This window comes from Antricoccus suffuscus, from assembly GCF_003003235.1.
Taxonomy (GTDB): Bacteria; Actinomycetota; Actinomycetes; order Mycobacteriales; family Antricoccaceae; genus Antricoccus; species Antricoccus suffuscus.
This window is the reverse complement of record NZ_PVUE01000015.1, coordinates 37,884-59,564: the sequence shown is the minus strand read 5'-3', so window position 1 is coordinate 59,564 and position 21,681 is coordinate 37,884. Positions and strand designations below refer to the sequence as shown.

Annotated in this window: 22 protein-coding genes and 1 riboswitch; of the genes, 5 read left to right on the top strand and 17 right to left on the bottom strand. The window is 65.6% G+C overall.

Annotation, left to right across the window (positions count from 1 at the left end):
- Positions 1–40: 40 nt before the first annotated feature.
- From CLV47_RS15945 to CLV47_RS15910, 8 genes are all read right to left on the bottom strand, one after another.
- Complete coding sequence (locus CLV47_RS15945; RefSeq protein ID WP_106350054.1) at positions 41–748, bottom strand: prepilin peptidase; 708 nt, start codon at positions 746–748, stop codon at positions 41–43.
- Positions 749–883: 135 nt separating this feature from the next.
- Positions 884–1,750, bottom strand: coding sequence for a shikimate dehydrogenase (locus CLV47_RS15940; protein ID WP_202862632.1), 867 nt, complete (start codon positions 1,748–1,750; stop codon positions 884–886).
- A gap of 21 nt (positions 1,751–1,771) precedes the next feature.
- Positions 1,772–2,941, bottom strand: a complete 1,170-nt coding sequence (mltG, locus tag CLV47_RS15935) for an endolytic transglycosylase MltG (RefSeq protein WP_170111114.1) — start codon at positions 2,939–2,941, stop codon at positions 1,772–1,774.
- 119 nt (positions 2,942–3,060) lie between these two features.
- Entirely contained in the window at positions 3,061–3,528 is a 468-nt protein-coding gene (ruvX, locus tag CLV47_RS15930; protein WP_106350051.1) for a Holliday junction resolvase RuvX, read from the bottom strand.
- Positions 3,525–6,212: an alanine--tRNA ligase gene (alaS, locus tag CLV47_RS15925; RefSeq protein ID WP_106350050.1), complete on the bottom strand. Its 2,688-nt coding sequence runs from the start codon at positions 6,210–6,212 to the stop codon at positions 3,525–3,527. Before alaS ends, ruvX begins: the two co-directional genes overlap by 4 nt.
- A complete protein-coding gene (locus CLV47_RS15920; protein ID WP_106350049.1) occupies positions 6,212–6,469 on the bottom strand; it encodes a DUF6167 family protein in 258 nt (85 codons plus the stop codon). Before CLV47_RS15920 ends, alaS begins: the two co-directional genes overlap by 1 nt.
- Before the next feature lie 9 nt (positions 6,470–6,478).
- Positions 6,479–6,838 (bottom strand): DUF948 domain-containing protein, encoded by a 360-nt coding sequence (locus CLV47_RS15915; RefSeq protein ID WP_106350111.1) that lies wholly within the window; start codon positions 6,836–6,838, stop codon positions 6,479–6,481.
- A gap of 79 nt (positions 6,839–6,917) precedes the next feature.
- Complete coding sequence (locus CLV47_RS15910; protein WP_106350048.1) at positions 6,918–8,261, bottom strand: replication-associated recombination protein A; 1,344 nt, start codon at positions 8,259–8,261, stop codon at positions 6,918–6,920.
- 92 nt (positions 8,262–8,353) lie between these two features.
- Here CLV47_RS15910 and CLV47_RS15905 point away from each other — a divergent pair, with 92 nt between their 5' ends.
- Positions 8,354–8,578 carry a DUF5302 domain-containing protein gene (locus tag CLV47_RS15905; protein WP_106350047.1) on the top strand — a complete coding sequence of 75 codons (225 nt, stop codon included), beginning with the start codon at positions 8,354–8,356 and terminating at the stop codon, positions 8,576–8,578.
- A gap of 27 nt (positions 8,579–8,605) precedes the next feature.
- Here CLV47_RS15905 and CLV47_RS15900 read toward each other — a convergent pair whose 3' ends face one another.
- The 6 genes from CLV47_RS15900 to CLV47_RS15875 all read right to left on the bottom strand — a co-directional run bounded on the left by CLV47_RS15900 (position 8,606) and on the right by CLV47_RS15875 (position 14,612).
- Positions 8,606–9,550, bottom strand: a complete 945-nt coding sequence (locus CLV47_RS15900; protein WP_106350046.1) for an NADP-dependent oxidoreductase — start codon at positions 9,548–9,550, stop codon at positions 8,606–8,608.
- A gap of 41 nt (positions 9,551–9,591) precedes the next feature.
- On the bottom strand, positions 9,592–10,701 hold the full coding sequence (locus CLV47_RS15895) for a pyridoxal-phosphate-dependent aminotransferase family protein (RefSeq protein ID WP_106350045.1): 1,110 nt from the start codon (positions 10,699–10,701) through the stop codon (positions 9,592–9,594).
- A 32-nt stretch (positions 10,702–10,733) separates the two neighbouring features.
- Positions 10,734–11,531 carry a thioesterase family protein gene (locus tag CLV47_RS15890; RefSeq protein ID WP_106350044.1) on the bottom strand — a complete coding sequence of 266 codons (798 nt, stop codon included), beginning with the start codon at positions 11,529–11,531 and terminating at the stop codon, positions 10,734–10,736.
- 51 nt (positions 11,532–11,582) lie between these two features.
- Positions 11,583–12,920 carry a permease prefix domain 1-containing protein gene (locus CLV47_RS15885; RefSeq protein ID WP_106350043.1) on the bottom strand — a complete coding sequence of 446 codons (1,338 nt, stop codon included), beginning with the start codon at positions 12,918–12,920 and terminating at the stop codon, positions 11,583–11,585.
- A 2-nt stretch (positions 12,921–12,922) separates the two neighbouring features.
- Positions 12,923–13,270 carry a PadR family transcriptional regulator gene (locus CLV47_RS15880; protein ID WP_106350110.1) on the bottom strand — a complete coding sequence of 116 codons (348 nt, stop codon included), beginning with the start codon at positions 13,268–13,270 and terminating at the stop codon, positions 12,923–12,925.
- Between the two features lie 172 nt (positions 13,271–13,442).
- On the bottom strand, positions 13,443–14,612 hold the full coding sequence (locus CLV47_RS15875) for an LLM class flavin-dependent oxidoreductase (protein ID WP_170111113.1): 1,170 nt from the start codon (positions 14,610–14,612) through the stop codon (positions 13,443–13,445).
- A 171-nt stretch (positions 14,613–14,783) separates the two neighbouring features.
- Positions 14,784–14,888, top strand: a riboswitch (SAM riboswitch).
- Positions 14,889–14,899: 11 nt separating this feature from the next.
- Here CLV47_RS15875 and CLV47_RS15870 point away from each other — a divergent pair.
- Genes CLV47_RS15870 through CLV47_RS15860 form a run of 3 tightly spaced genes read left to right on the top strand, consistent with a single transcriptional unit; the run spans position 14,900 to position 16,703 of the window.
- Positions 14,900–15,112: a DUF1737 domain-containing protein gene (locus CLV47_RS15870; RefSeq protein WP_106350109.1), complete on the top strand. Its 213-nt coding sequence runs from the start codon at positions 14,900–14,902 to the stop codon at positions 15,110–15,112.
- The gene (locus tag CLV47_RS15865; protein ID WP_106350041.1) at positions 15,109–15,474 is read left to right on the top strand and encodes a rhodanese-like domain-containing protein; all 366 of its coding nucleotides are present in this window, start codon (positions 15,109–15,111) and stop codon (positions 15,472–15,474) included. The genes CLV47_RS15870 and CLV47_RS15865 overlap by 4 nt, the downstream gene beginning before the upstream one ends.
- Complete coding sequence (locus CLV47_RS15860; protein WP_238145467.1) at positions 15,471–16,703, top strand: O-succinylhomoserine sulfhydrylase; 1,233 nt, start codon at positions 15,471–15,473, stop codon at positions 16,701–16,703. The genes CLV47_RS15865 and CLV47_RS15860 overlap by 4 nt, the downstream gene beginning before the upstream one ends.
- A gap of 268 nt (positions 16,704–16,971) precedes the next feature.
- Here the strand turns inward: CLV47_RS15860 and aspS are convergent, their stop codons facing one another.
- From aspS to CLV47_RS15845, 3 genes are read right to left on the bottom strand one after another with little or no spacing between them, the layout of a single operon-like run.
- Positions 16,972–18,753: an aspartate--tRNA ligase gene (aspS, locus tag CLV47_RS15855; RefSeq protein WP_106350039.1), complete on the bottom strand. Its 1,782-nt coding sequence runs from the start codon at positions 18,751–18,753 to the stop codon at positions 16,972–16,974.
- Positions 18,750–20,078 (bottom strand): histidine--tRNA ligase, encoded by a 1,329-nt coding sequence (gene hisS, locus CLV47_RS15850; RefSeq protein ID WP_106350038.1) that lies wholly within the window; start codon positions 20,076–20,078, stop codon positions 18,750–18,752. The genes aspS and hisS overlap by 4 nt, the downstream gene beginning before the upstream one ends.
- A 27-nt stretch (positions 20,079–20,105) precedes the next feature.
- The gene (locus tag CLV47_RS15845; protein ID WP_106350037.1) at positions 20,106–20,777 is read right to left on the bottom strand and encodes an MBL fold metallo-hydrolase; all 672 of its coding nucleotides are present in this window, start codon (positions 20,775–20,777) and stop codon (positions 20,106–20,108) included.
- A 139-nt stretch (positions 20,778–20,916) separates the two neighbouring features.
- Here CLV47_RS15845 and CLV47_RS22530 point away from each other — a divergent pair, with 139 nt between their 5' ends.
- Positions 20,917–21,678, top strand: coding sequence for a peptidylprolyl isomerase (locus tag CLV47_RS22530; RefSeq protein ID WP_106350036.1), 762 nt, complete (start codon positions 20,917–20,919; stop codon positions 21,676–21,678).
- Positions 21,679–21,681 lie beyond the last annotated feature (3 nt).

Genomic DNA, 21,681 nt, shown 5'->3' with positions numbered 1-21,681 from the left:
CGGTTGCGAGGCCGCGAACCGAGCGTTACGTGCGCAACCGTTAGGCGCGCAACGCGACCAGCAGGTAGAGCAGCCACACCGCGCCGAGCATCACCGGACCGAAGGCGACCTGTGTCTTCAGCCCACGAGCCGGCCGATCCCGTACGACGAGCCGCTCGGCGATGATCGATACGACGGCCGCGGGCGCCAGCAGCACACCCCACACAAGTAGCAGGCTCGGCGCGATCTGTCCGATGGCGAGCCCGATGAGGGCGGCCAACTTCACGTCGCCGAAGCCAAACGCCGACGGCGCCGCAAGCGCGATCAGGTAGCAGCCACCGAACAGTCCGGCGCCCGTCAACAGCATCGGAAGCAGCCGGTCGATGGCGTCGTACCCGATGGCGCTCGCCACGCCCACGACGACGGTGAGCGCCACTGCAGGGAGTACGACGAGGTCGGGCAGCCGGTGCAGTCGGATGTCGATCGCGGCCAGTACGACGCCGGCAAGTACGACGACGACGGCCACGGGAACCACGACGGTTGGCAGCAGTCCTAACGGGGTTAGCGCGAGGCAGGCGGCCACGCTCGCGACGACCCGACTACGAACCGAGGCTCCGGCGCCGTAAACCACCGACCAGTGGACGGCGGCCCGGCCCTTCGGCGCGCAAACGATGAGCGCGGCGAGCAACGGCCCGGCCAGGAGGCCTATGCCGGCACACACCAGGACGGCACAGTCCAGGAGGGCACACACGATGACGCCAGTCGCCACATCGCCTCCTCATAGGTCGACGACCAGCCTCACATGCCGACGCGGGTTTTGCGTACTTATACACATCTGCCCGCGGGTCTCCCTGCACAGCTACCCAGGACTAGACGCGCACGCCACGATCTCAACGACGCCGAACTAGGCAGAAAGGAGCGCCGCTCGCATGACGTCGAGGTCCGGATCGCGTCCGGTCATCAGCCGGACCTGTTCCACGGCCTGATGCAGCAACATCAGGCGTCCGCCGGCGACTCGCACTCCCGCGGCCGCCGCCGCACTCATCAGCGCGGTGTCCCCTCCGGCATACACGGCGTCGAGCAACACCGCTCCCCTGCGCCAGGGAGCGTGCGCGAGATGGTCCGCGGCGCCCTGCGGGACCGTGGAGATCACGACGTCAGCCTCGCCGATCAGCGACGCCGCGTCGGTCCAGTCGCGGACCGTGACGGCGATATCCAGTCCGGCGCCGGCCGCGACGACCGGCTGGGCACGTTCTGCGCTGCGCGCGACGACCTCGGCCTGGTGCGCCCCCAGCCTGGCCGTTGCCGCGACGGCGGCCGCGGCGGTGCCGCCCGCTCCCACGATTAGTACCCGCAGATCGTCGACCCGCCCGAGTGCGACCTCGCCGAGCGCGCCAAGCACGCCGTCGACGTCGGTGTTGTACGCCGTCCAGCCCGCGACCGAGTCACCCGAGAAGATCGGCACGAGCGTGTTGGCCGCGCCGATCGCTACGGCGGCATCGGTACGCCGGACCGCCAGCGCCAGCGCCTCTTTCTTGCCGGGCATGGTGACCGAGAGTCCGCCGCATGGCAGCCCGCCGAGTCCGTCGGCGGCGAGCGTGGCGGCCACCGAGGCGAGGTCTCCGGCCGGTACGTCGATCCGCCCGTAGGTCCACCCGTCGAGGCCGAGGTCGGCGTACGCCGCGCGGTGCAGCACCGGCGAAAGAGAATGCGCGATCGGAGAACCGACCACGGCGCAGGCGCGCGCCGTGGTCACCGGGCGGTCAGGCACGACCCGGCGCGCATGAATCGGTCAGCACCAGCCGTTGGCCTTGCACTGCGTGACGGCGGCGTTGAACGCAGCCGGGTCGTTGGTGAAGAAGTGATGGCCGTCCGCGGAGTTGACGACGTAGTAGAGCCACGGGCCGGGTTCGGGGTTGATAGCCGCCTTCATGGACGCTTCGCTGACATTGGAGATCGGTGTCGGCGGCAGCCCGGGCAACACCCGAAGGTTGTACGGGTTAGCGGCGTTCTGCAGGTCCGCGGTGGTCAGATCCTTGCCCGATTTGCCGGCGCCGTACGCCGTCGACGCGTCGATCTGCAGCGGCATGGGAACGGCGAGGCGGTTGTAGATAACCCGCGCGATCTTGCCGCGTTCGTCATCCCACTTCGCCTCTCGCTCGATGAGCGAGGCGATGATCAGAGCGCCGTACGGCGTCTGCGCGACTGCCTTGGCGCCGGCCTCGAAGCCAACCTGCCCGGCCTGCTGCTGGAAGTTGGCGACCATGTTCTGGAGGATCTCCAGCGGCGTATCACCCGGGTCGAGTTCGTACGTGCCGGGCGCGAGGAAACCCTCGAGTACGACGTTGACGTTGGGTACCCACTTCGGCAGGCCCAGATTTTGGACGTCCTTGAGCGCATTCTGCAGCTCGGCTAGCGGCACGTCGCCCTTCTCGGAGATAGCGGCGAGGGTCTGCGCGACGCTATAACCCTCGGGGATCGTCACCTTGCGGGTGAGCCGCGCCGAAGGAGTGAGCAGGAGGTTGAGCGCATTCTTGCCGCTCATCTTGGTCTTCAGGGCGTAGAGGCCCGGCTGGATGGAGTTGGCCTTGCTGTTTTTCTTGGCCGCCTCGGTGAAGGACTTCGCCGACTTGACGACGTCAGACTTCTCTAGGGTGGTGGCGATGGTGCTGAGTGAGTCGCCGGAGTTGACTCGGACGTTGACGGTCTTGTCGCCATTGCCGGCATAGTCCGGCACGGAGCCAAAACCACTGATGAACTGCTTACCGAAGTAGACCGCGGTCGCGGCGATGCCAACCACGATGACCACGAGAAGCGCGACGATTATCGGGTTACGCCGGCGGTTGCCGCCACGACGGCTCTGTCTGCGTAGGTCGTCGGCAATCAGCCCACCCAGCTCGTGCACTCCAGACTCGTGCTGATCGTCGTACACCTCATCAAGCTCCTCAGCACGTCTAGCCACTTGTTGCCCTACTCCCGGTCGTCTCGACACCGACTCGGCGACGAGGTGGTGCGGTTGAAGCCATCGGTGTTGCGGGGACCCCCTCCCCAGAACATCCGAATCTTACGGCCTGATTGCGGTCAGATCCCAGAACTTCGCCGATCCGCCGCATGCGCGGCGTCCAGCCACTGTTGCAAGATCACGACCGCGGCCGCCTGGTCGACGACCGCGCGTTGCTTCTTGCTGTTCATCCCGGCCTGGTGAAGGGCACGGGTCGCACTCACCGTAGTGAGTCGTTCATCTTGCCGCAGTATTGGAATGGGCGCGAGCGCGGTGGCGAGAAGGTCGGCGTACTCATCCGCCGCAGCAACCGCGGCCCCGGCGCGACCGGACAGCCCCGTCGGGCGACCGACGATTACGCCGACGACCTCGTATTCTGTGACGATCGCAGTGATCGCGGCGATGTCGGTGCGGCCGTGCCTGTCACGCTTCAGCGTCTGCAGCGGGGTCGCCAAAATGCCGTCAGGATCACTCACCGCGATCCCCACACGAACCGAGCCAGGGTCAACTGCCAGACGCCGCCCACGGGTCCAACCCGGTGCGCTCATAGCGACCCGGTGACCCGCTGTCCGACCCAGTGCTCGGTACGCCGAAGCCCCTCCGCCGCGCCGGCAGCATTGGTGCCGCCGCCCTGCGCGATGTCGTCCTTGCCGCCGCCACGTCCGCCCATCGGCTCGGCGAGGACCTTGATGATCTCGCCGGCCCCGAGCCGCCATTCACGTGCCTTGTCGTTGGTCGCGACGATGAACGAGGCACCCTTGTCGCTGGTCGTGGTCGCCGCCACCACCGCTGGACGATCGGCGGGGATCCGGCCGCGGATGTCAAGTGCAAGCGAACGCAGGTCGTTGCCGGCCAGCCCGGGCGGGCCTTCGACGCCGACAAACGACACACCGAAGACGTCGGTCGCGCCGGCCGCATAGTCCGCGGCCTTGTCCAGGATCGCGCCGGACTTGAGCTTGGCGATCTCCTTCTCGGCGGCCTTGAGCTTTTCCACCACCGACGCCACGCGGTCCGGGACCTCGTCGGCGGGGACCTTGAAACTCTCCGCGAGCTGCGCGACGAGCACGTGCTCCCGGGCCAGGAACTGAAACGCGTCGAGTCCGACCAGCGCCTCGACCCGTCGTACGCCGGATCCGATCGACGCCTCGGACAGCAGCTTGACCATGCCGAGCTGACCGGACCGCGCAGCGTGCGTGCCTCCGCACAATTCACGCGCGTAGTCACCGACCTCAACGACGCGCACAGTGTCGCCGTACTTCTCGCCAAACAGGGCCATCGCACCGATCTCGCGGGCGTGCTGCTGGGTGGTGAGAAACGCGCGTACCTCGAGGTCGTCCATGAGGATGGCGTTGACTTCCTCTTCGACATCGGCAAGCACGCTGGCCGGTACGGCGCCAGGAGTCAGGAAGTCGAATCGCAACCGCCCGGGTGCGTTGAGTGAACCCGCCTGAGTCGCCGACTCGCCCAAATGGGCGCGGACCGACTGGTGGATCAGATGTGTCGCGGTGTGGGCCCGCGAGATCGCGCGCCTGCGGTTGATGTCGACCGACGCCAGCACACTCGACCCGTCAGTCACCTCGCCGGACAACACGCGGCCGCGGTGCACAATCAGACCCGGCAGCGGACTTTGTACGTCGAAGATCTCGACCTGACCGTCGCCGATGGTGATGATGCCGTTGTCGGGCTGCTGACCGCCGCCTTCGGCATAGAACGGCGTGGAGTCGAGGACAATCTCGATTTCCTCGCCCTCGCCGGCGCCGCGAATCCCCTGGCCGGCGCGGATGAGGCCGGCCACTCGTGACTCGCGTTCGATCTCGGCGTACCCGGTGAAGGTCGTCGTACCGGACGTGTCGAGGATCTTGCGGTACGCCGACGAGTCCGCGCCGCCGAGCTTGCGCCCTGCGGCGTCGGCCTTCGCGCGGTCCCGCTGCTCGCCCATGAGCCGGCGGAAGCCGTCCTCATCGACCGAGATGCCTTGCTCGGCAGCCATTTCGAGGGTCAGGTCGATCGGGAAGCCATACGTGTCGTGCAGCTGGAATGCCTTGTCACCCGAGACCTGAGAGCCACCGGCGCGCTTGGTGTCGGCGACCGCGGTGTCGAAGATCGTCGTGCCGGCGCGCAGCGTGCTCGCGAACTGCTCTTCCTCGGCGTATGCGTAGTCGCTGATCCGCTCATAGTCGGTGTCGACCTCGGCGTACGACGACTTCATCGAGTCACGGGCGATCGAAAACAGCTCCGGGAAGGCCGGGTCGTCGTAGCCGAGCAGGCGCATCGAACGGACCGCGCGACGCAACATCCGACGCAGCACGTAGCCGCGCCCGTCGTTGGCCGGGGTCACGCCGTCGGCCATCAACATCAGGCCGGTGCGCACATGATCGGCGACCACCCGCAGGCGTACGTCGTCCTCGTGGTCGGCGCCGTACTTCTTGCCGGACAGCGCGGCCGCCCGGTCGAGCACGGGGTAGACCTCGTCGATCTCGAAAAGGTTGTCGACGCCCTGCAGCTGGGTCGCCACCCGCTCGAGGCCGAGGCCGGTGTCGATGTTCTTGGCCGGCAGGTCGCCGAGAATCGGGAAGTCGTAGCCCTTGCCCGCGCCCGCCTCGGACGCGCCGCGCTCAAACTGCATAAACACGAGATTCCACAGCTCGACGAAGCGGTCCCCGCCGGTCTCGGGGCCGCCGTCCGGGCCGAACTCGGCGCCGCGGTCGACGAAGATCTCCGAGCTGGGGCCACATGGTCCCGGCACGCCCATGTCCCAGAAGTTGTCCTTGCCGAGCCGCTGAATGCGGGAGGAGTCGATGCCGATCTTGTTGGCCCAAATGTCGTGGGCCTCGTCGTCGTCGGTGTGCACCGTGACCCACAGCAGCGACTCGTCGAAGCCAAATCCGCTGTCGGACTGCGACTTGGTCATCAGCTCCCAGGCGTATCGAGCGGCCTTCTTCTTGAAGTAGTCACCGAAGGAGAAGTTGCCGCACATCTGGAAAAACGAGCCATGTCGGCTAGTCTGACCGACCTCTTCGATGTCGACGGTGCGCACGCACTTCTGCACGCTGGTGGCGCGGTCCCATTTCGGCGCGAGCTCGCCGGTGAAATATGGCTTGAACGGCACCATGCCGGCGTTGACCAGCAGCAACGTCGGATCATTGGAGATGAGACTTGCACTGGGTACGACGGTATGGCCGTTTTCCTCGAAAAAGCCAAGGAACCGCGCCCGGATATCGGAAGTTTTCATTAGTCCTTATTGTCCTCGGCCTTAGCACCGAGCGTGCCGTCGAATCCGACGCCTTCACGGATTTCGACCTCGCGCTGCTTCATGGATACACGTACGTCGTCGGCGAACTTCTTCATCGACGTACCGAAGTCGGCGATGACGTTGCCGGTGCGGTTAGCAAGATGATTGGGAGTGAGCTGTTCGGCGGCCTTCGAGGCCTTGCGCACCACGAGTACCCCGATGGTGATGCCCATGGCGAGCCAGAAGATTCGGCGCATGTCAGCCTCCTACTTCTTGGCCTTGGAGCGGTTGGTCGCGGCCTTGCGCACGCCGTACGTGAACGACGCGACCTTGACCAGCGGGCCCCCGATCGTGCTCGCCACGACCGACGTCAGGGCCGCGGCATTGCTGCCGATACTTGCCGCGCTCGCGGTGATGCCGTCAACCTTCTCCAGATTGGTGTTGACGTGCTTGACCGTGTCGACCGCGTTGCTGAGCAGCGGGGTCGCACCCTCATGCGTCGTACGAATGGCAAGCGTCGCCTCGTCCAGGGTGCGGCCGAGCTTGAGGATCGGGACGGCAAGCAGGAGGACAAGCAACAGAAATGCGCCAGCTGCAATTAACGCGGCGATCTGTCCACCGGACACGGGGTGCTCCTTCATCGTTGACGAACGGGGTCGCGCATGAGACTACCGTTTAGGTCCGCCGGCGCGAACGCCCGTGACCTCACCGGCCCCGCAGTATCCGGCGAATCTTGCCCAGACGCTCACCGATCGCGCGTTCCGCGCCGCGCGCGGTAGGCCGATAGTAGTCGTGCCGGTCGATCTCGTCCGGCGCGTACTGCTGCGCCGCGACGCCTTCGTCGAGCGCGTGCGGATAGACGTAGTCGGTAGCGTGGCCGAGCTTTTTGGCGCCGGCGTAGTGACCGTCGCGCAGGTGCGGCGGCACCGCGCCAAGCGCACCGCGGCGTACGTCCTCGATGGCCTCGTTGATGGCGGCGTACGCCGCGTTGGACTTCGGTGACGTCGCGAGGTGTACGACCGCCTGCGCCAGCGGGATCCGGCCCTCGGGCATGCCGATGAACTGCACGGCCTGCATCGCCGCGACCGCAGTCTGCAACGCGCTCGGATCGGCCATCCCGATGTCCTCACTGGCCGAGATGACCAGACGGCGGGCGATGAAACGCGGGTCTTCACCGGCGGTGATCATCCGCGCGAGGTAATGCAGCGAGGCATCGACGTCGGACCCGCGGATCGACTTGATCAGGGCACTCGCCACGTCGTAGTGCTGGTCGCCGTCGCGGTCATAGCGGACGGCCGCGATGTCGACGGCCTTCGCGACCAGGTCCGAGTCGATCTGCGTAAGCCCGTCGCCGTGGGCGATGTCGGCGGCGGCCTCGAGCGACGTCAGTGCACGCCGTGCGTCGCCGGCCGCCGTACGAACGATGTGATCGAGCGCGTCGGGGGTCAGCTTGTAGTGATCGCCGAGCCCCCGCTCGTCGACCAGCGCACGGGAAATGACCGCCTGCACGTCCTCGTCCGTGAGTGGCTGGAGGGTCAGCAGCAGCGAGCGCGACAATAGCGGCGAGACGAGCGCGAAGAATGGATTTTCGGTGGTCGCCGCGATCAGCGCCACGGTGCGTTGCTCTACCGCCGACAGCAGCGAGTCCTGCTGGGTCTTGGAGAAGCGGTGCACCTCATCGATGAACAGGATCGTCTGCTCGCCGCCGCGCAGCTTGCGCTTGTTGGCCTCCTCGATGACCGCGCGCACGTCTTTGACGCCGGCGTTGAGCGCGGACAACTGCACAAAGCGCCGATCCGTGGCATGCCCGATCACGTGCGCAAGGGTGGTCTTGCCGGTGCCCGGTGGGCCGTAGAGGATCACCGACATCGCGGTGTCACCCTCGACGATCCGGCGCAGCGGCGTACCCGGACCGACCAGATGCTGCTGCCCGACCACCTCATCGAGCCCGTGTGGGCGCATCCGCACCGCAAGCGGCGCATTCGGGTCGTCGGAGTCCGCTCGCTGCTGCGGCTCGTCCGGTGAAGTGATCTCAAACAGCGAAGCCATGTCCACGATGCTAGGCGCCTACACCGACGTACTCACATGCCTGTCGGTGCGGCCCGGCGAATTCGCTTGCGTCGTAGCGTTAAATAGTCCGCATGAGTGAATCAACGCCCGACACCAGCGCGCCCGATCCGGATCAGTCGGCGGCTCAGGAGGGCACCGTAGACGACGTCAAGGCGAAGTTCCTCGACGCGCTTAACCGCAAGAACAAGAAACACAGCGATGACAGTGCCGCCGCAGAGGCGCACGGCGACTCGAAGATCCACGGGGAGCACCGCAAGGCGGGCGGCGGTCGCACCTTCCGCCGCAAGTCCGGCTGACCTAGAACTCGATAACTCCGGCAGACCTTAGAACTCGATGACGAGGCGGCCGCGTACGCCGCCGGCGGCGAGCATCTGCTGTGCCGCCCCGGCCTCTGCGGCCGGAAACGTGCGCGCGACCCGCAACGTCACTACGCCGTCTTCGGTCTGCTGACGCAGCGTGTCGAGCGCTCCTTGCTCCTCGGCATAGGCGCGCACCCACACCGGGTGGCTCACGATCCCACGCTCTTCGGCGACCTTGAAACCGCGTACCGCCGCGAGCGCTCCTCCGTCGCGGATGGCCGGAATCACCAGTTCGTTGAGCAGTGCGCCGTCCGCAACAGCATCTACGCCGTCCGGCTCGATTTCGCGAACCCGCGCCGCTAGGTCGTCGCCGCGCGGCAGGATTACGTCGGCCCCGAGTGCCTTAACTAGCTCGGTGTCCTTTTCGGCCGCATCGGCGATGACCCGCAGTCCATCGGCCTTGGCCAATTGCACCGTGTAGCCGCCGAACGCGCCGGCCGCGCCGGTGACGAGCAGAGTCTGCCCAGGGCGCAGCTTCAACAGGTCGAGCGCGAGCCGCGCGGTGAGCCCGTTCATTGGCAGGGTCGCAGCCTCGACGTGGCTCGTGCCGGCGGGGGCCTTCGCCACTGAACCGACCGGGAGTACGAGACTCTCGCTGTAGCCGCCGTGCGCACCCTTCGGGATGACGATCCCCATGGCTCGGTCGCCCACCTTCAGGTCGGTCTGCGTGTCGGGGCCGATCTCGTCGATGACACCGGCCGCGTCCATACCTGGAACGTACGGCGGCTCGATTGTCTGCGTGTCGTTCGGCCGGCGCTGTTGACCGGTCGGGATGTAGGTGTCGGTCGGGTTGACGGCCGCTGCGGAGACCTTGAGCCGCACCTCACCCGGACCCGCGTGTTGCTCGGGTACGTCGTACACCTGAAGAGCCTGCGGCCCGTTGAACTCCATGACGCCTACGACACGCATTTTTAATCGACCTTTCGTGGGAGGTGCTGTTTGGAATCGGGTTACTTGGTGGCGGCGAGCGCGTCCTTGATAGCGGCCAGCAGCAGCGCTACCGAATCCGGCCGCGCGTTGGGGCCCATCAGGCCGATCCGCCATACGGTCGAGGCGAACTTGCCCGCTCCCGCGCCGATCTCGATGTTGTATTCGCTGAGCAGGTAGCCGCGGACCTTCGCCGAGTCGGCGCCCTCGGGCACCTTGACGGTGGTCAGCTCGGGCAGCCGGAAACCGTCCTGCGCGAACAGCTCGAGGCCCATCTCCTGCAGGCCGTCCTGCAGCGCTTGCCCGGCGGCGTAGTGTCGCGCGGCGACGTTTTCCAGACCCTCGGCGAGTACCCGCTTGAGTCCGGCGTGCAGGCTGCGAACCATCGCAACCGGCGCGGTGTGGTGGTAGGTGCGGCCGCCGGTGGCCTCACCGACGTACCCGCCGAGCATGCCGAGGTCGAGGTACCAGGACTGCGGCTTCTCGATGCGGCGCTCGAATCCGCGATCGGAGATGGTGAACGGCGCTAGCCCGGGCGCGACGCCCAGGCACTTCTGGGTGCCGGCGTAGCCGACGTCGATGCCCCACTCGTCGGCGCACAGCTCAATCCCGCCGATCGAGGTGACGGCATCGGCGATCAACAGCGCGTCGCCCTTGAGCGCGCCGAGCGCTGCCATGTCCGATCGCACGCCGGTCGAGGTCTCGGCGTGTACGGCGGCAATCACCTTCGGGTTTGGGTGCGCATCCGCGACCTTCTGCGCGTCTACCGGCGTACCCCACTCATGGTCGACTCGTACGACCTCCGCACCGGCGCGGGCGGCGACGTCGCACATCCTCTCACCGAACAAGCCGTTGACGGCGATGACCGCGACGTCACCGGGTCCGACCGTATTGACGAACGCGGCCTCCATGCCGGCCGAGCCGGTCGCCGACAGCGGCAGGGTGCGCTTGTTGGTCGTCCCCCACGCCGTACGCAGATCCGCGCACGTGTCGTCGAGGATCCGCAGGAACTCCGGATCGAGGTGTCCGAGCAACGGCAGGCCGAGCGCGGCAGTCGCTTCCGGATAGGCGTTTGTCGGCCCGGGACCGAAAAGATGACGTTCGAGGATGGGGTGCGAGTTCTGATCAGCCATGCCTTCAACTTACTGATCCGCCAAATCGCGGTTCAGAGAGGTGCAACCAGAAGGGGTTGCATCGCGGTGCCGATGGCGCCGTCGTTGTCGGCGAGGTCGGCCCGCGCGATCCCCACCCCGTCGTTCGCCAAGGTCGTCTGGGCATCCATATAGACCCATTCGCCTACCGGATGGCGAAGCAGCGTCAGGGTCATAGTCGGCGGGATGAATAGCCACTCGCCGAACGGGAGCGCGTTGGACAAGCCGTTGGCCGAGTCGGCGACCGTGAGTGCGTGCTGAAGCCCGGTCAGTTCGCGTCCGGCGATCAGCGGGATGCGCATCCGGGTCCAGACCTTCGACGGGCCCTGTTGGCCGTAGCTGCCGAGTGCAAACCGCCATTCGATGGCCTCGCCGTACCCCCACCGTCCGATACCTGGGAAGTAGGTCTGCGGTTGCTCATCCGGGAGTGGTTCGACCGCCTGGTCGTGTACGCCGAGGTCGGGCGGCTGGGCACCGGTTGCGATATGCCAGGCGCTGGCGTGTACGACGACCTCCCCGCCGACCGACATCGACGCTTCACTCTTACGGACCCGGCTGCCCGGCCGCGTAACGGCGACCTCGACGGTGCATTCCGCACGCGGGATCGGCCGCAGGAAGTCGACGGTGACGCGTGCCAGTCGCAGGCCCGGACCGCCGGCGAGATCGTCCATGCAGGTCGCCAGCAACGCCGAAGGTGGACCGCCATGCTGGCTATCGGCGTTCCATGGACTCATCGTCGCGAACGTCGGTTCGAACCGCCCGTCGCCCTTCGGAAGATAAAACGCCTCGGGCAGATCCACAGACTCGGTCATGCGCCGTACGTTAGTCGACCGGTTGGTGAGCTCAGCAATGACGCCCAGCCCTCACCTAAACCCAAATATGCCCGGCACAACCAGCACCACGATGGTCGCCCACCCCGCGAATACCGGCAAATACCCCGTCTGCCACCGCTCCAGACGCACCGCCGGAGCCTTCCCGCCAAGCAATCGGCCGATGAGCCAGGCCGTCACCGCAAGATTCGCTAGCAGCACCAGATTCAACCCGAGTGCCGCGATCCGATTAGGCGTGAACCCGAACTCCCCGACCCGTGCCACCATCGATCCCAGCACCAGGACATCGAGCACGATCGCCGCGCCCACCGCGGCAAGGCGGAGCGCATCCATCAACCCCGCTGATCGTCCGGACTCCCGGGCGGAGATCCCGTAGACCACAAGCCCCAAGACGACCAACAGCAGGACATCGAACACGATTAGCAAATTGCGGTCGAACTCGTGCCCAACACCGGCCACCAGGTAGCCAACCGCGGACACCACCAGCATCACGGCAAACAGCGGCGTGAATATCGCCGTCAGCACGGGCGCGAGGTTTTCGATGACACTCTTTTTCTCCTCGACGAGCCACGCCGCAACGACGGTGGCACCCGCTGCACCCGAGGGGGCAACCCAGAGCATGACGCCCTCGATGGCATGCGGCGCGATAGGCGTCAGCACGAGCGCCGACAGGCCAAGCAGTACGCCGCCGCCGAGGGCGATGAGCGCGTAGTAGATCCCCCACTCTCCGGTGAACCGGATGAAGTCCATGCGCCGTCCCGGCGAACGTACGTCGCCGCCGACGTACGCCACACCGACGACGAACCACAACACAATCGGCAGGTGGATCGCCACCAGCACGTCGGTGGTCGCATTGTGAGCGAACGGGAAGACGTTTATCGCGACCGCGAGCACGACTACCGGTGCGGCGAGCGCGAACATCCGATTGCGTGGCATCCGGCGTACCACCGCAAGGTATCCGGCGAGCACCGGCAGCACGAAAAAGCCGACGTCCCGCACGAACCACATGCTGGTCGCATCGGGCGCCCCCGAGAAGAGCCGACCAACTTGGAGCAGCACGGCCGTCAGAACCGCGAACCCGAGCATCATCACCAGCGGTCCGCGGCCACTTCGGCCGGGGCGCGGCATCGCGAGCTGCTTCCAGAGCCGGTCGCCGTGTTCGCGGGCGTATTCGGCGGTAATGGCGTCCACCGCGCCGAGTCTCCTGACCGCGATCAGGAACGCCTCCTCGCGAGAGAGCCCTGCCGACCTCAGCTCGTCGACCTGTTCGCGCAGGTGACTCTCGAGCTCCTCAGCGTCAGCTGCATCAACGGCGCGCCCACACAGGATGGCCTGCCGCCACTCACCGATCAGGCTTTCGACCGTATCCATGCTCATGTTCCCGCGGCCGGAAACGCCGGACCCCAGATACTTCCAAGCGTCCGTGTCGCGGCGACCCACTGGTTCCGCTGTTCGGCCAGCTGGGCGAGGCCGGAGTCCGTGATGTCGTAGTAGCGACGCCGCCTGCCCTCGGACGACTTCCCCCATTCGGCGCTGATGTACTCCAGCCGCTCCAGGCGGTGAAGCAGCGGGTAAAGCATGCCGTCGGTCCACTCGAGATCCCCGCCGGAGAGCTCGCGCACCCGCTTGAGAATGGCGTACCCGTAGCTCCGCTCCTTCGCGAGGATCGCGAGCACCAGTGGGGTCGCCATAGCGGCGACCAGATCCTTGTCGATATTCATGGCGCCTCCCAGGTATGCCAGCATACCTTGTAGCGCTAGGCATTGTAGTTATAGGCATTGACGGTCGAGGTGAGCCGATCGCGGCGTCCCGACCGCAGCTGCTATCGGGCAGACAACGGGGTACGACGAGCCGCGCGCTCGCCGTACCCCGGCACTTCTTTGGTTATCGGTGCTACTTATCTTTTGCGGCGACCTCCGCCTGGTACTTCTCGGTCATGTGCGCGACCGCGGCGAGCTGCTGATCGGAGTACTCCTTCTGCTTACCGCTGGCGATATCGCGCGCCTCGATCGTGGCGGCGGACTGGCCCTGGAACTGCGGCATCACGTGCTGCGCGATGAGCTCGTAAGACCGTCGGGTGGCCTCGGGGTTGGCCCACTCGTGCGCCATCAACAGCATCGTGCCGAACCCCTTGGACTGATTCTTGAGCTTCTCCACCTGGGCTTTGGCGTCCTCCACCGTGCCGATCACGCCTACGCCGGCCTCGTTGACGAAGTCGATCATCTCTTTGAGGTTGTGGCCCTCGACGCCCATCTGCGGGAACGCGGCAATCTTCTGGAAGTAGTTGAACCACTGCTCGATGCCGAACTCGACGTCCTTGTAGGCCTGCTCACGGGTCTCGGCGATGTGCATGATTCCGACCAGCCGCCACGCGTCGCGGTCGACGGTGACGCCGTAGGTCTCGGCACGCTCTTCCATGACGTCCCAGTGCAGCGCGAGCGCGTCGAAACCGTCGGCGGTCAGGGTGGCGCCAATTGATAGCAAGCCGAGCCCGTAACGGCCGGCGAGGCGCGGTCCGCTGGGTGAGGCGACGGCCGCGACCGCGATCTCGAGCTCCTTGGAGTACGGCGCCAGATGCAGATGAGCGTTGATGAGGTTGTGCGTCCTGGTCTGCTGGGTGACCGTTTCGCCCTTGAGCAGACGTACGACGATGTCGAGGGCCTCCGGCAGCAACTCGCGGGTGTCGGTCGGGTCCAGCCCGATCATGGCCGAGTCCGTGGGTAGGGACCCGGGTCCGACGCCGAGCATGACCCGCCCACGGGTCATGTGATCGAGCAGCACCATGCGTTCGGCGACCCACAGCGGATTGTGGTAGCTCAGCGAGGTGACGCCGGTGCCGAGTCGGATGTTCTTGGTCCGTTCGGCGGCCGCCGCGATGAAGATCTCCGGCGACGCGATGATCTCACTGCCGGCGGAGTGATGCTCACCGATCCATGCCTCGTCGTACCCGAGCCGGTCCAAATGCTCCACCAGTTCCAGGTCTCGCTGGATGGCCAGCGTCGGGTTCTCCCCGGCCGGGTGAAACGGGGCCATGAAAATGCCAAAGCCAAGTCTGTCGCTCACAGTGTGCTCCCTTGCTTCGCGGAGGCGGTTCGCCGAGCCGTGACCGATATCACGGAGCCGCCTTGCACCAGTCCTAGCACACTTCCAAGTGCGGACCAAGGAATGCATTGAGCGCCGTACCACAACCTGGTCGACGGAGCTCGGAAGCCGTGAGTATACTAAGCGGTACAGAGTAATGAGGACCAGCGCTAAGCCCTGACTTGCTGGCCGGCAACCCTCTTTTTGCGGCGGGGTGCCTCAGGTGATTACTCGGCAAGATCATTGCAAGCGCGAAAAGGAGAACACCCGTGTCTGACCCCGCGTCGCCTGACGCTCCCCTGTCCTACCGCCTCCTCACCGGCACCGACGACCGCTCGTTCTGCGAGAAGATCTCCGCAGCCCTGGACGACGGCTACGTCCTCTACGGCAGCCCTTCGGTGACCGTCAATGCCGGCCAGGTCGTCGCCGCTCAGGCCGTTGTTCAACCCCACATCCTTACGCATACCCAGGAGACCTCATGACGTACGCCGGAGACCTGACCGTCAGCCAAGCCGTCGACAAACTGCGCGAGGGTGCCGTACTCGTCGACGTACGCACCGTCGACGAGTGGGAGCAGGTCGGCGTACCGGTCACCGATGACGTGGGTACGCCGGCCGTTTTCGTCGAGTGGAACCGTGGCGACGGCTCTCGCAATCCCGACTTCTTGGACGAGATCGCCGACCTCAAAGGAAAAGAGATCCTCTTCCTGTGCCGCTCCGGTCGTCGTTCGATCGACTCGGCCGTCGTCGCTACCGAGGCGGGCCATACGGCGTACAACATCCTCGGCGGCTTCGAGGCCGACGGTGGATGGCAACAGAGCGACCAGCCATGGAAGAAGAAATGACGATGCCGCGACTGGACCCCAACGCAGAGCGCGACCTCGTTGCCGGCTGGAGCCCGCAGACACGAGCGGTGCGCGGCGGACTGGACCGGACCCCGTTTGATGAAACCTCCGAGGCGCTCTTTCTGACATCGGGTTACGTCTTCGAGTCGGCCGAAGCCGCGGAGGCGTCGTTCGCCGGCGAGGTCGAACGCTTCGTCTACTCGCGCTACGGAAACCCAACCGTCGCGGCTTTTCAGGAACGGCTGCGGCTCCTCGAAGGCGCCGAAGCCTGCTTCGCAACAGCAAGCGGGATGTCTGCCGTATTCAATGCCCTTGCAGCCCTGCTGGCCGCCGGCGATCGCGTAGTCGCCTCGCGCAGTCTCTTCGGGTCCTGCTTCGTCGTACTCAATGAGCTCCTGCCGCGGTGGGGCGTCCAGACCGACTTCGTCGACGGCAGCGACCTCGCGCAGTGGGAGGCAGCCCTCTCGACCCCGGCCACCGCCGTCTTCTTCGAGTCACCGTCCAACCCACTGCAGGAGCTGGTGGACGTGCGTACCGTCAGCGAGCTCGCGCACGCGGCTGGCGCCCAGGTGGTCGTCGACAACGTCTTTGCTACCCCGCTGCTGCAGAGCAACCTCGAGCTTGGCGCAGATGTGGTCGTCTATTCCGGCACTAAGCACATGGACGGTCAAGGGCGGGTCCTCGGCGGCGCGATCCTCGGGACCGACGACTTCGTCAACGGTCCGGTCAAGCACCTGATGCGCCATACAGGCCCGGCGCTCAGCCCGTTCAACGCGTGGACGCTGCTCAAGGGCCTGGAGACGATGTCACTGCGCGTGGACTACTCGGTGCGGTCGGCGCTGACGATCGCCGGCTGGCTGGAAAGTCAGCCCGCCGTACGCCGGGTGCTCTATCCCTACTTGGAGTCACATCCGCAGCACGAACTGGCGACGCAGCAAATGAGCGGCGGCGGCACGGTGATCACCTTCGAGCTCGACGCCGGCGCGGGCACGGGTAAGGACGCGGCCTTCGCGCTCCTCAACGGCCTGCGCACGATCGACATCTCCAACAACCTCGGCGATGCGAAGTCCCTGATCACTCATCCGGCGACGACCACGCACCGGGCGATGGGTCCGGAGGGCCGAGCGGCGATCGGACTGAGCGACGGCCTCGTCCGGCTGTCGGTCGGGCTCGAAAGCACCGACGACCTGATCAAGGACCTCGACGCCGCCATCTCTGCGCGTCCCTAAACCGACCGTCCGCGAGCTCCTAGCGCACGACTCATGAGTACGTACCGTCGTGCGGGCGTTTCTCGTCGCCAAAAGGTCACATATGTACCGTTTCGCAACAGGTCCCGTAAGACTTTGCTGCAGATTGGCACAAATGTACGATGGATGATCGGACGTTCGGCGCGTTCATGACGGATCGTCAGGCAACTTCCCCGGATCGTTAGGCAACTTCCCGAGGATCGTTTGGCAACTTCACGCGGATCATCGCGCAACCTCCCGCGGATCGTCGCTAGGACTTGGGCTGGGCGGCCTCGGGCTTGGCGTCCACGCCGGCTTCCTTGCGCTGCTGCGCGGTGATCGGCGCCGGCGCCTGCGTGAGCGCGTCGTATCCGCCCCCGGACTTCGGAAACGCGATCACGTCGCGGATCGAGTCCGATCCGTGCAGCAGCGAGACAATGCGATCCCAGCCGAAGGCGATGCCGCCATGCGGCGGGGCGCCGTACGCGAACGCGTCGAGCAGGAAGCCGAACTTCTCTTGCGCCTCCGCCTCGGTGAGACCCATGATCTCGAAGACGCGCTCTTGTACGTCGCGGCGGTGGATACGAATCGAACCACCGCCGATCTCGTTGCCATTGCAGACGATGTCGTATGCGTACGCCAGCGCGCTGCCCGGGTCGGTGTCAAATGTATCGAGAAACTCCGGCTTGGGCGAGGTGAAGGCGTGATGTACGGCGGTCCATTTGCCGGAGCCGACCGCCACATCGTCGGTCTCGGAGGCAAGCTCGAACATCGGCGCGTCGACGACCCAGAGGAACGACCACGCCGACTCGTCGATGAGGCCACAGCGGCGAGCGATCTCCAGCCGCGCGGCGCCCAGCAGCTCACGGGTCGACTTCACCGCTCCGGCACCGAAGAAGACGCAGTCGCCGCGCTTCGCTCCAACGTGCGCGGCCAGTCCGGCGCGTTCAGCGTCTGACAAGTTCTTTGCGACGGGACCGGTCAGCTCGCCGTCCTCGGCGACAAGAACGTAGGCAAGGCCTTTAGCACCACGCTGTTTGGCCCAGTCCTGCCACGCGTCGAGCGCCCGCCGTGCCTGCGAGGCGCCGCCCGGCATCACCACGGCCCCGACGTACGGCGCCTGGAAGACCCGGAACGGCGTGTCCTTGAAGTAGTCGGTGCACTCGGTCAGCTCTAGATCGCAACGTAGATCGGGTTTGTCCGATCCATAGCGGCGCATCGCATCGTCGTACGTGATCCGCGGCAACGGCGTCGGCAACTCGTGCCCGATCAGGCTCCACAGCGCCTTGACTACTGCCTCGCCGAGCTCGATCACGTCTTCTTGGTCGACGAAGCTCATCTCGATATCGAGCTGCGTGAACTCCGGCTGGCGGTCGGCGCGGAAGTCCTCGTCGCGGTAGCAGCGGGCAATCTGGAAGTAACGCTCCATGCCAGAGACCATCAGCAGCTGCTTGAACAGCTGCGGGCTCTGCGGCAACGCGTACCACGATCCTGGCGACAACCTGGCCGGCACAAGGAAGTCGCGCGCGCCTTCAGGAGTCGAGCGAGTCAGCGTGGGCGTCTCGATCTCGACGAAGTCCCGATCGGCGAGCAGGTCGCGGGCAGCCTTGTTTACCTTGCTGCGTAAGCGAAGTGCGGCCGCGGGACGCTCCCGACGCAGGTCAAGGTAGCGATACTTCAGTCGGGTCTCTTCGCCGACCTCGCCCGAACCCTGTCCATCGACCTGGAACGGGAGCGCCGCGGACTCGTTGAGCACCGTCAGCTGGTCGACGTACACCTCGATCTCCCCCGTCGGAAGCTCAGGGTTTTCGTTGCCCTCTGGGCGCTTTTCTACGACGCCGGTGACCGCGATGCAGAATTCGGAGCGCAGCTTGTGCGCTTGCGCGGCCATATCACCCTCGCGGAAGACGATTTGCGCGACGCCGCTTGAGTCACGCAGGTCGATGAAGATGACGCCGCCGTGATCACGCCGCCGCGACACCCATCCGGCGAGCGCGACGGTCTGGCCGCTGGTCTGTGCGTTGAGGCTGCCAGCGAGGTGCGTGCGAATCACGATTGCTCCTTTTGAATAACGGCGACGAGACGATCGGCCTCGGATGGCGTCCAGGTCTCGGGGTCAGCGGCGATCTGTTCGCCGCTGCGAATGTCTTTGATCTCGTGCGCGCCGTCGTCTCCGACGAACCACACGAAAGGGATGCCGCGCCGATCGGCGTACTTGATCTGCTTGCCGAACTTCGCAGCGCTTGGCGAGACTTCGGTCGGTATCTGCCTGCTGCGTAACGACTTCGCGACTCGGTCGCTGTCTCGACGACGTTCCTCATCGGTCACGGCGACCAGTACGGCGGTTGGTACGCCGCGGGTGGCGGTCACCATCTGCTCGCCGATCAGCCGGCTCACCAGCCGGCTGACCCCGATTGAGAGCCCAACGCCTGGGTACGTCGTCTTGCCGTCGGATGCGAGCTTGTCGTAGCGACCGCCGGAGCAGATCGAGCCAAGCGCCTCGTGCCCCGCCAGCACCGTCTCGTAGACGGTACCGGTGTAGTAGTCGAGTCCGCGGGCGATCTTGAGGTCGGCCACGAGGAATCCCGGCGCGTCCTCGGCCGCCGCGGTGACTACTCGAGCAAGTTCCTCGAGACCCTCATCGAGCAGGTCACCCTGTACGCCGAGGGCGCGCACTTGATCGACGAACGACTCGTCGGTCGCGCTGATGGAGGCTAACGCGAGACACTGCTTCGCTTGCTCCGCAGTCAATCCGTCCGCCGCGAGGAGGTCAGCGACCTTGTCGGGGCCGATCTTGTCGAGCTTGTCTATATGGCGGAACACTGCGGCGGCGTCGTCGATGTCGATGCCGCGATAGAACCCTTCGGCCAGCTTGCGGTTGTTGACGTGCATCCGCGCCTGACCGAGGTCGAGGGCGGCAAACGCGTCCGCGATCACCAGCGGTAGTTCGACTTCGAAGGTCGACGACAGTGTGTCCCGATCAACGACATCGATATCGGCCTGGATAAATTCGCGGAACCTGCCGTTCTGTGGGCGTTCTCCGCGCCAGACCTTCTGGATCTGGTAACGCTTGAACGGAAACTCGAGCTTGCCGGCATTCTCCAGGACGTAACGCGCAAACGGCACGGTCAGGTCGAAATGCAGCGCCAGCTGATCGTGATCTCGCTCGTCGGCGTGCACCCGACGTACGGCGTAGACCTCTTTGTCGATCTCGCCCTTGCGCAGCAAGAAGTCCACGTGCTCGACGGCTCGTGTCTCGATGCCGCTGAATCCGTGCAGTTCGAACGTCTGCCGCAGCGTGTCGAGCACGTGTTGCTCGACGACTCGTTCGCGCGGCAGCCATTCGGGAAAACCCGTCAGCCGGGTAATGCGGGACATGTAGACCTTTCGGAATTATTGAGGGTGTTAGCCGCGCCCCGCGAGCCTTTCGAGCACGAACGGGTTGGTACGGCGTTCGGCGCCGATCGTCGTCTGCGGTCCATGGCCGGGCAGTACGACGGTCGCGTCGTCCATCGGCAGGCAGACCCGCTCGATGGAGTCCATCAGCGTCTCGTGCGATCCACCCGGGCCGTCGCTGCGGCCGACCGAGCCTTGGAACAGCGTGTCGCCGGAGAGCACGACCTGCGCGTCGGGATGCTCGAACTGGAACACCACCGAGCCTTGGGTGTGGCCGGGTGTGTGCCGCGCGGTCAGCTGTACGCCGACAATATCGATCGTCGTACCATCCTTGAGCTCTTCGAAGGTGTCGAACGTGGGTGGTTCCTTGCCGCCAAGCATCTGCGCGATGCCCTGACCATGCCAAGCAAGCGGGTCGGCGGCCATCTCGGCATCGTCGCCGTGGAGGTAAGGGACCATGTCGTATCCGTCGACGAGGGGCGTGACCGACCAGGTGTGGTCGAGGTGCGCGTGCGTAAGAGCGATCGCGACAGGTTTGAGCCTGTGCTCTTTGAGCAGCTCGGTCAGCCCGGGCATCGCGTCCATGCCTGGATCGACGACGATGCACTCCGCGCCCGCTTCGGAAGCGAGTACGTAACAGTTGGTCTGGAAGGCGCCAGCAGGAAATCCGGTAAGTAACACTCGTCAAGGCTACCGACCCGCCTGTAGTGATTTACGTCCGAACCTCGGTTCACTCCCCGATGACCTCCCGAGGTGCGCAGACAGCGGTCGGTAGACTGTCGTGCGACCGCGCCCTAGGAGGGCCCCGAAGAGGAGAACTGTGTCCACCAGCAAGCAACGCCGCGACGCCGCTCATCGCAAACTCGAACGCCAGCTGCAACGTCGCGAGGAACTTGCCGCACAACGCCGGAAACAGACCATCCTCATGTCGGTCATCGGTGCCGTTGTCGTCGTTGCGCTCGGCGTATGGATCGTGGTCGCCAATACCAAGGACGACAGCAACGCTGCGGCGGCGGGCAAGTGTCATTATGTCGCCAGTGCGACGAGCCAAGGGGGACCGGGCGCGCCGAAGGACACCACCCCGGCGACGTCGGGCAAGATCAAGCTCAAGGTCACCACCAGCCAGGGTGACATGCAGTTCACCCTCGACCGCGCCCTCGCACCCTGCGCTGTCAACAGCTGGGATCACCTGGTTACCACCAACTTCTACGACAACTCTCCGTGCCACCGACTGACGACCTCGCAACTGAAGGTCTTGCAGTGCGGCGATCCGACCGGCACCGGCACCGGCGGCCCCGGCTACTCGTACGACGAGGAACCCCCGACCAAGAGCGACCCGTACCCGAAGGGGTCGATCGCGATGGCCAACAGCGGGTCTAAAGGCACGACCGGCAGCCAGTTCTTCATCTGTTACGAGTCCTGCAGCGGGGCGCTCGGCACCGACTACAGCCTGGTCGGTGAAGTGACTTCGGGTCTGGACGTCGTACAAAAAGTCGCGGATGCGGGTTCGGACAACAGCAATGGCGACGGAGATGGCAAGCCCAAACTGCCGATAACGATCACCTCAATCGCGAAAGAGTAGGCC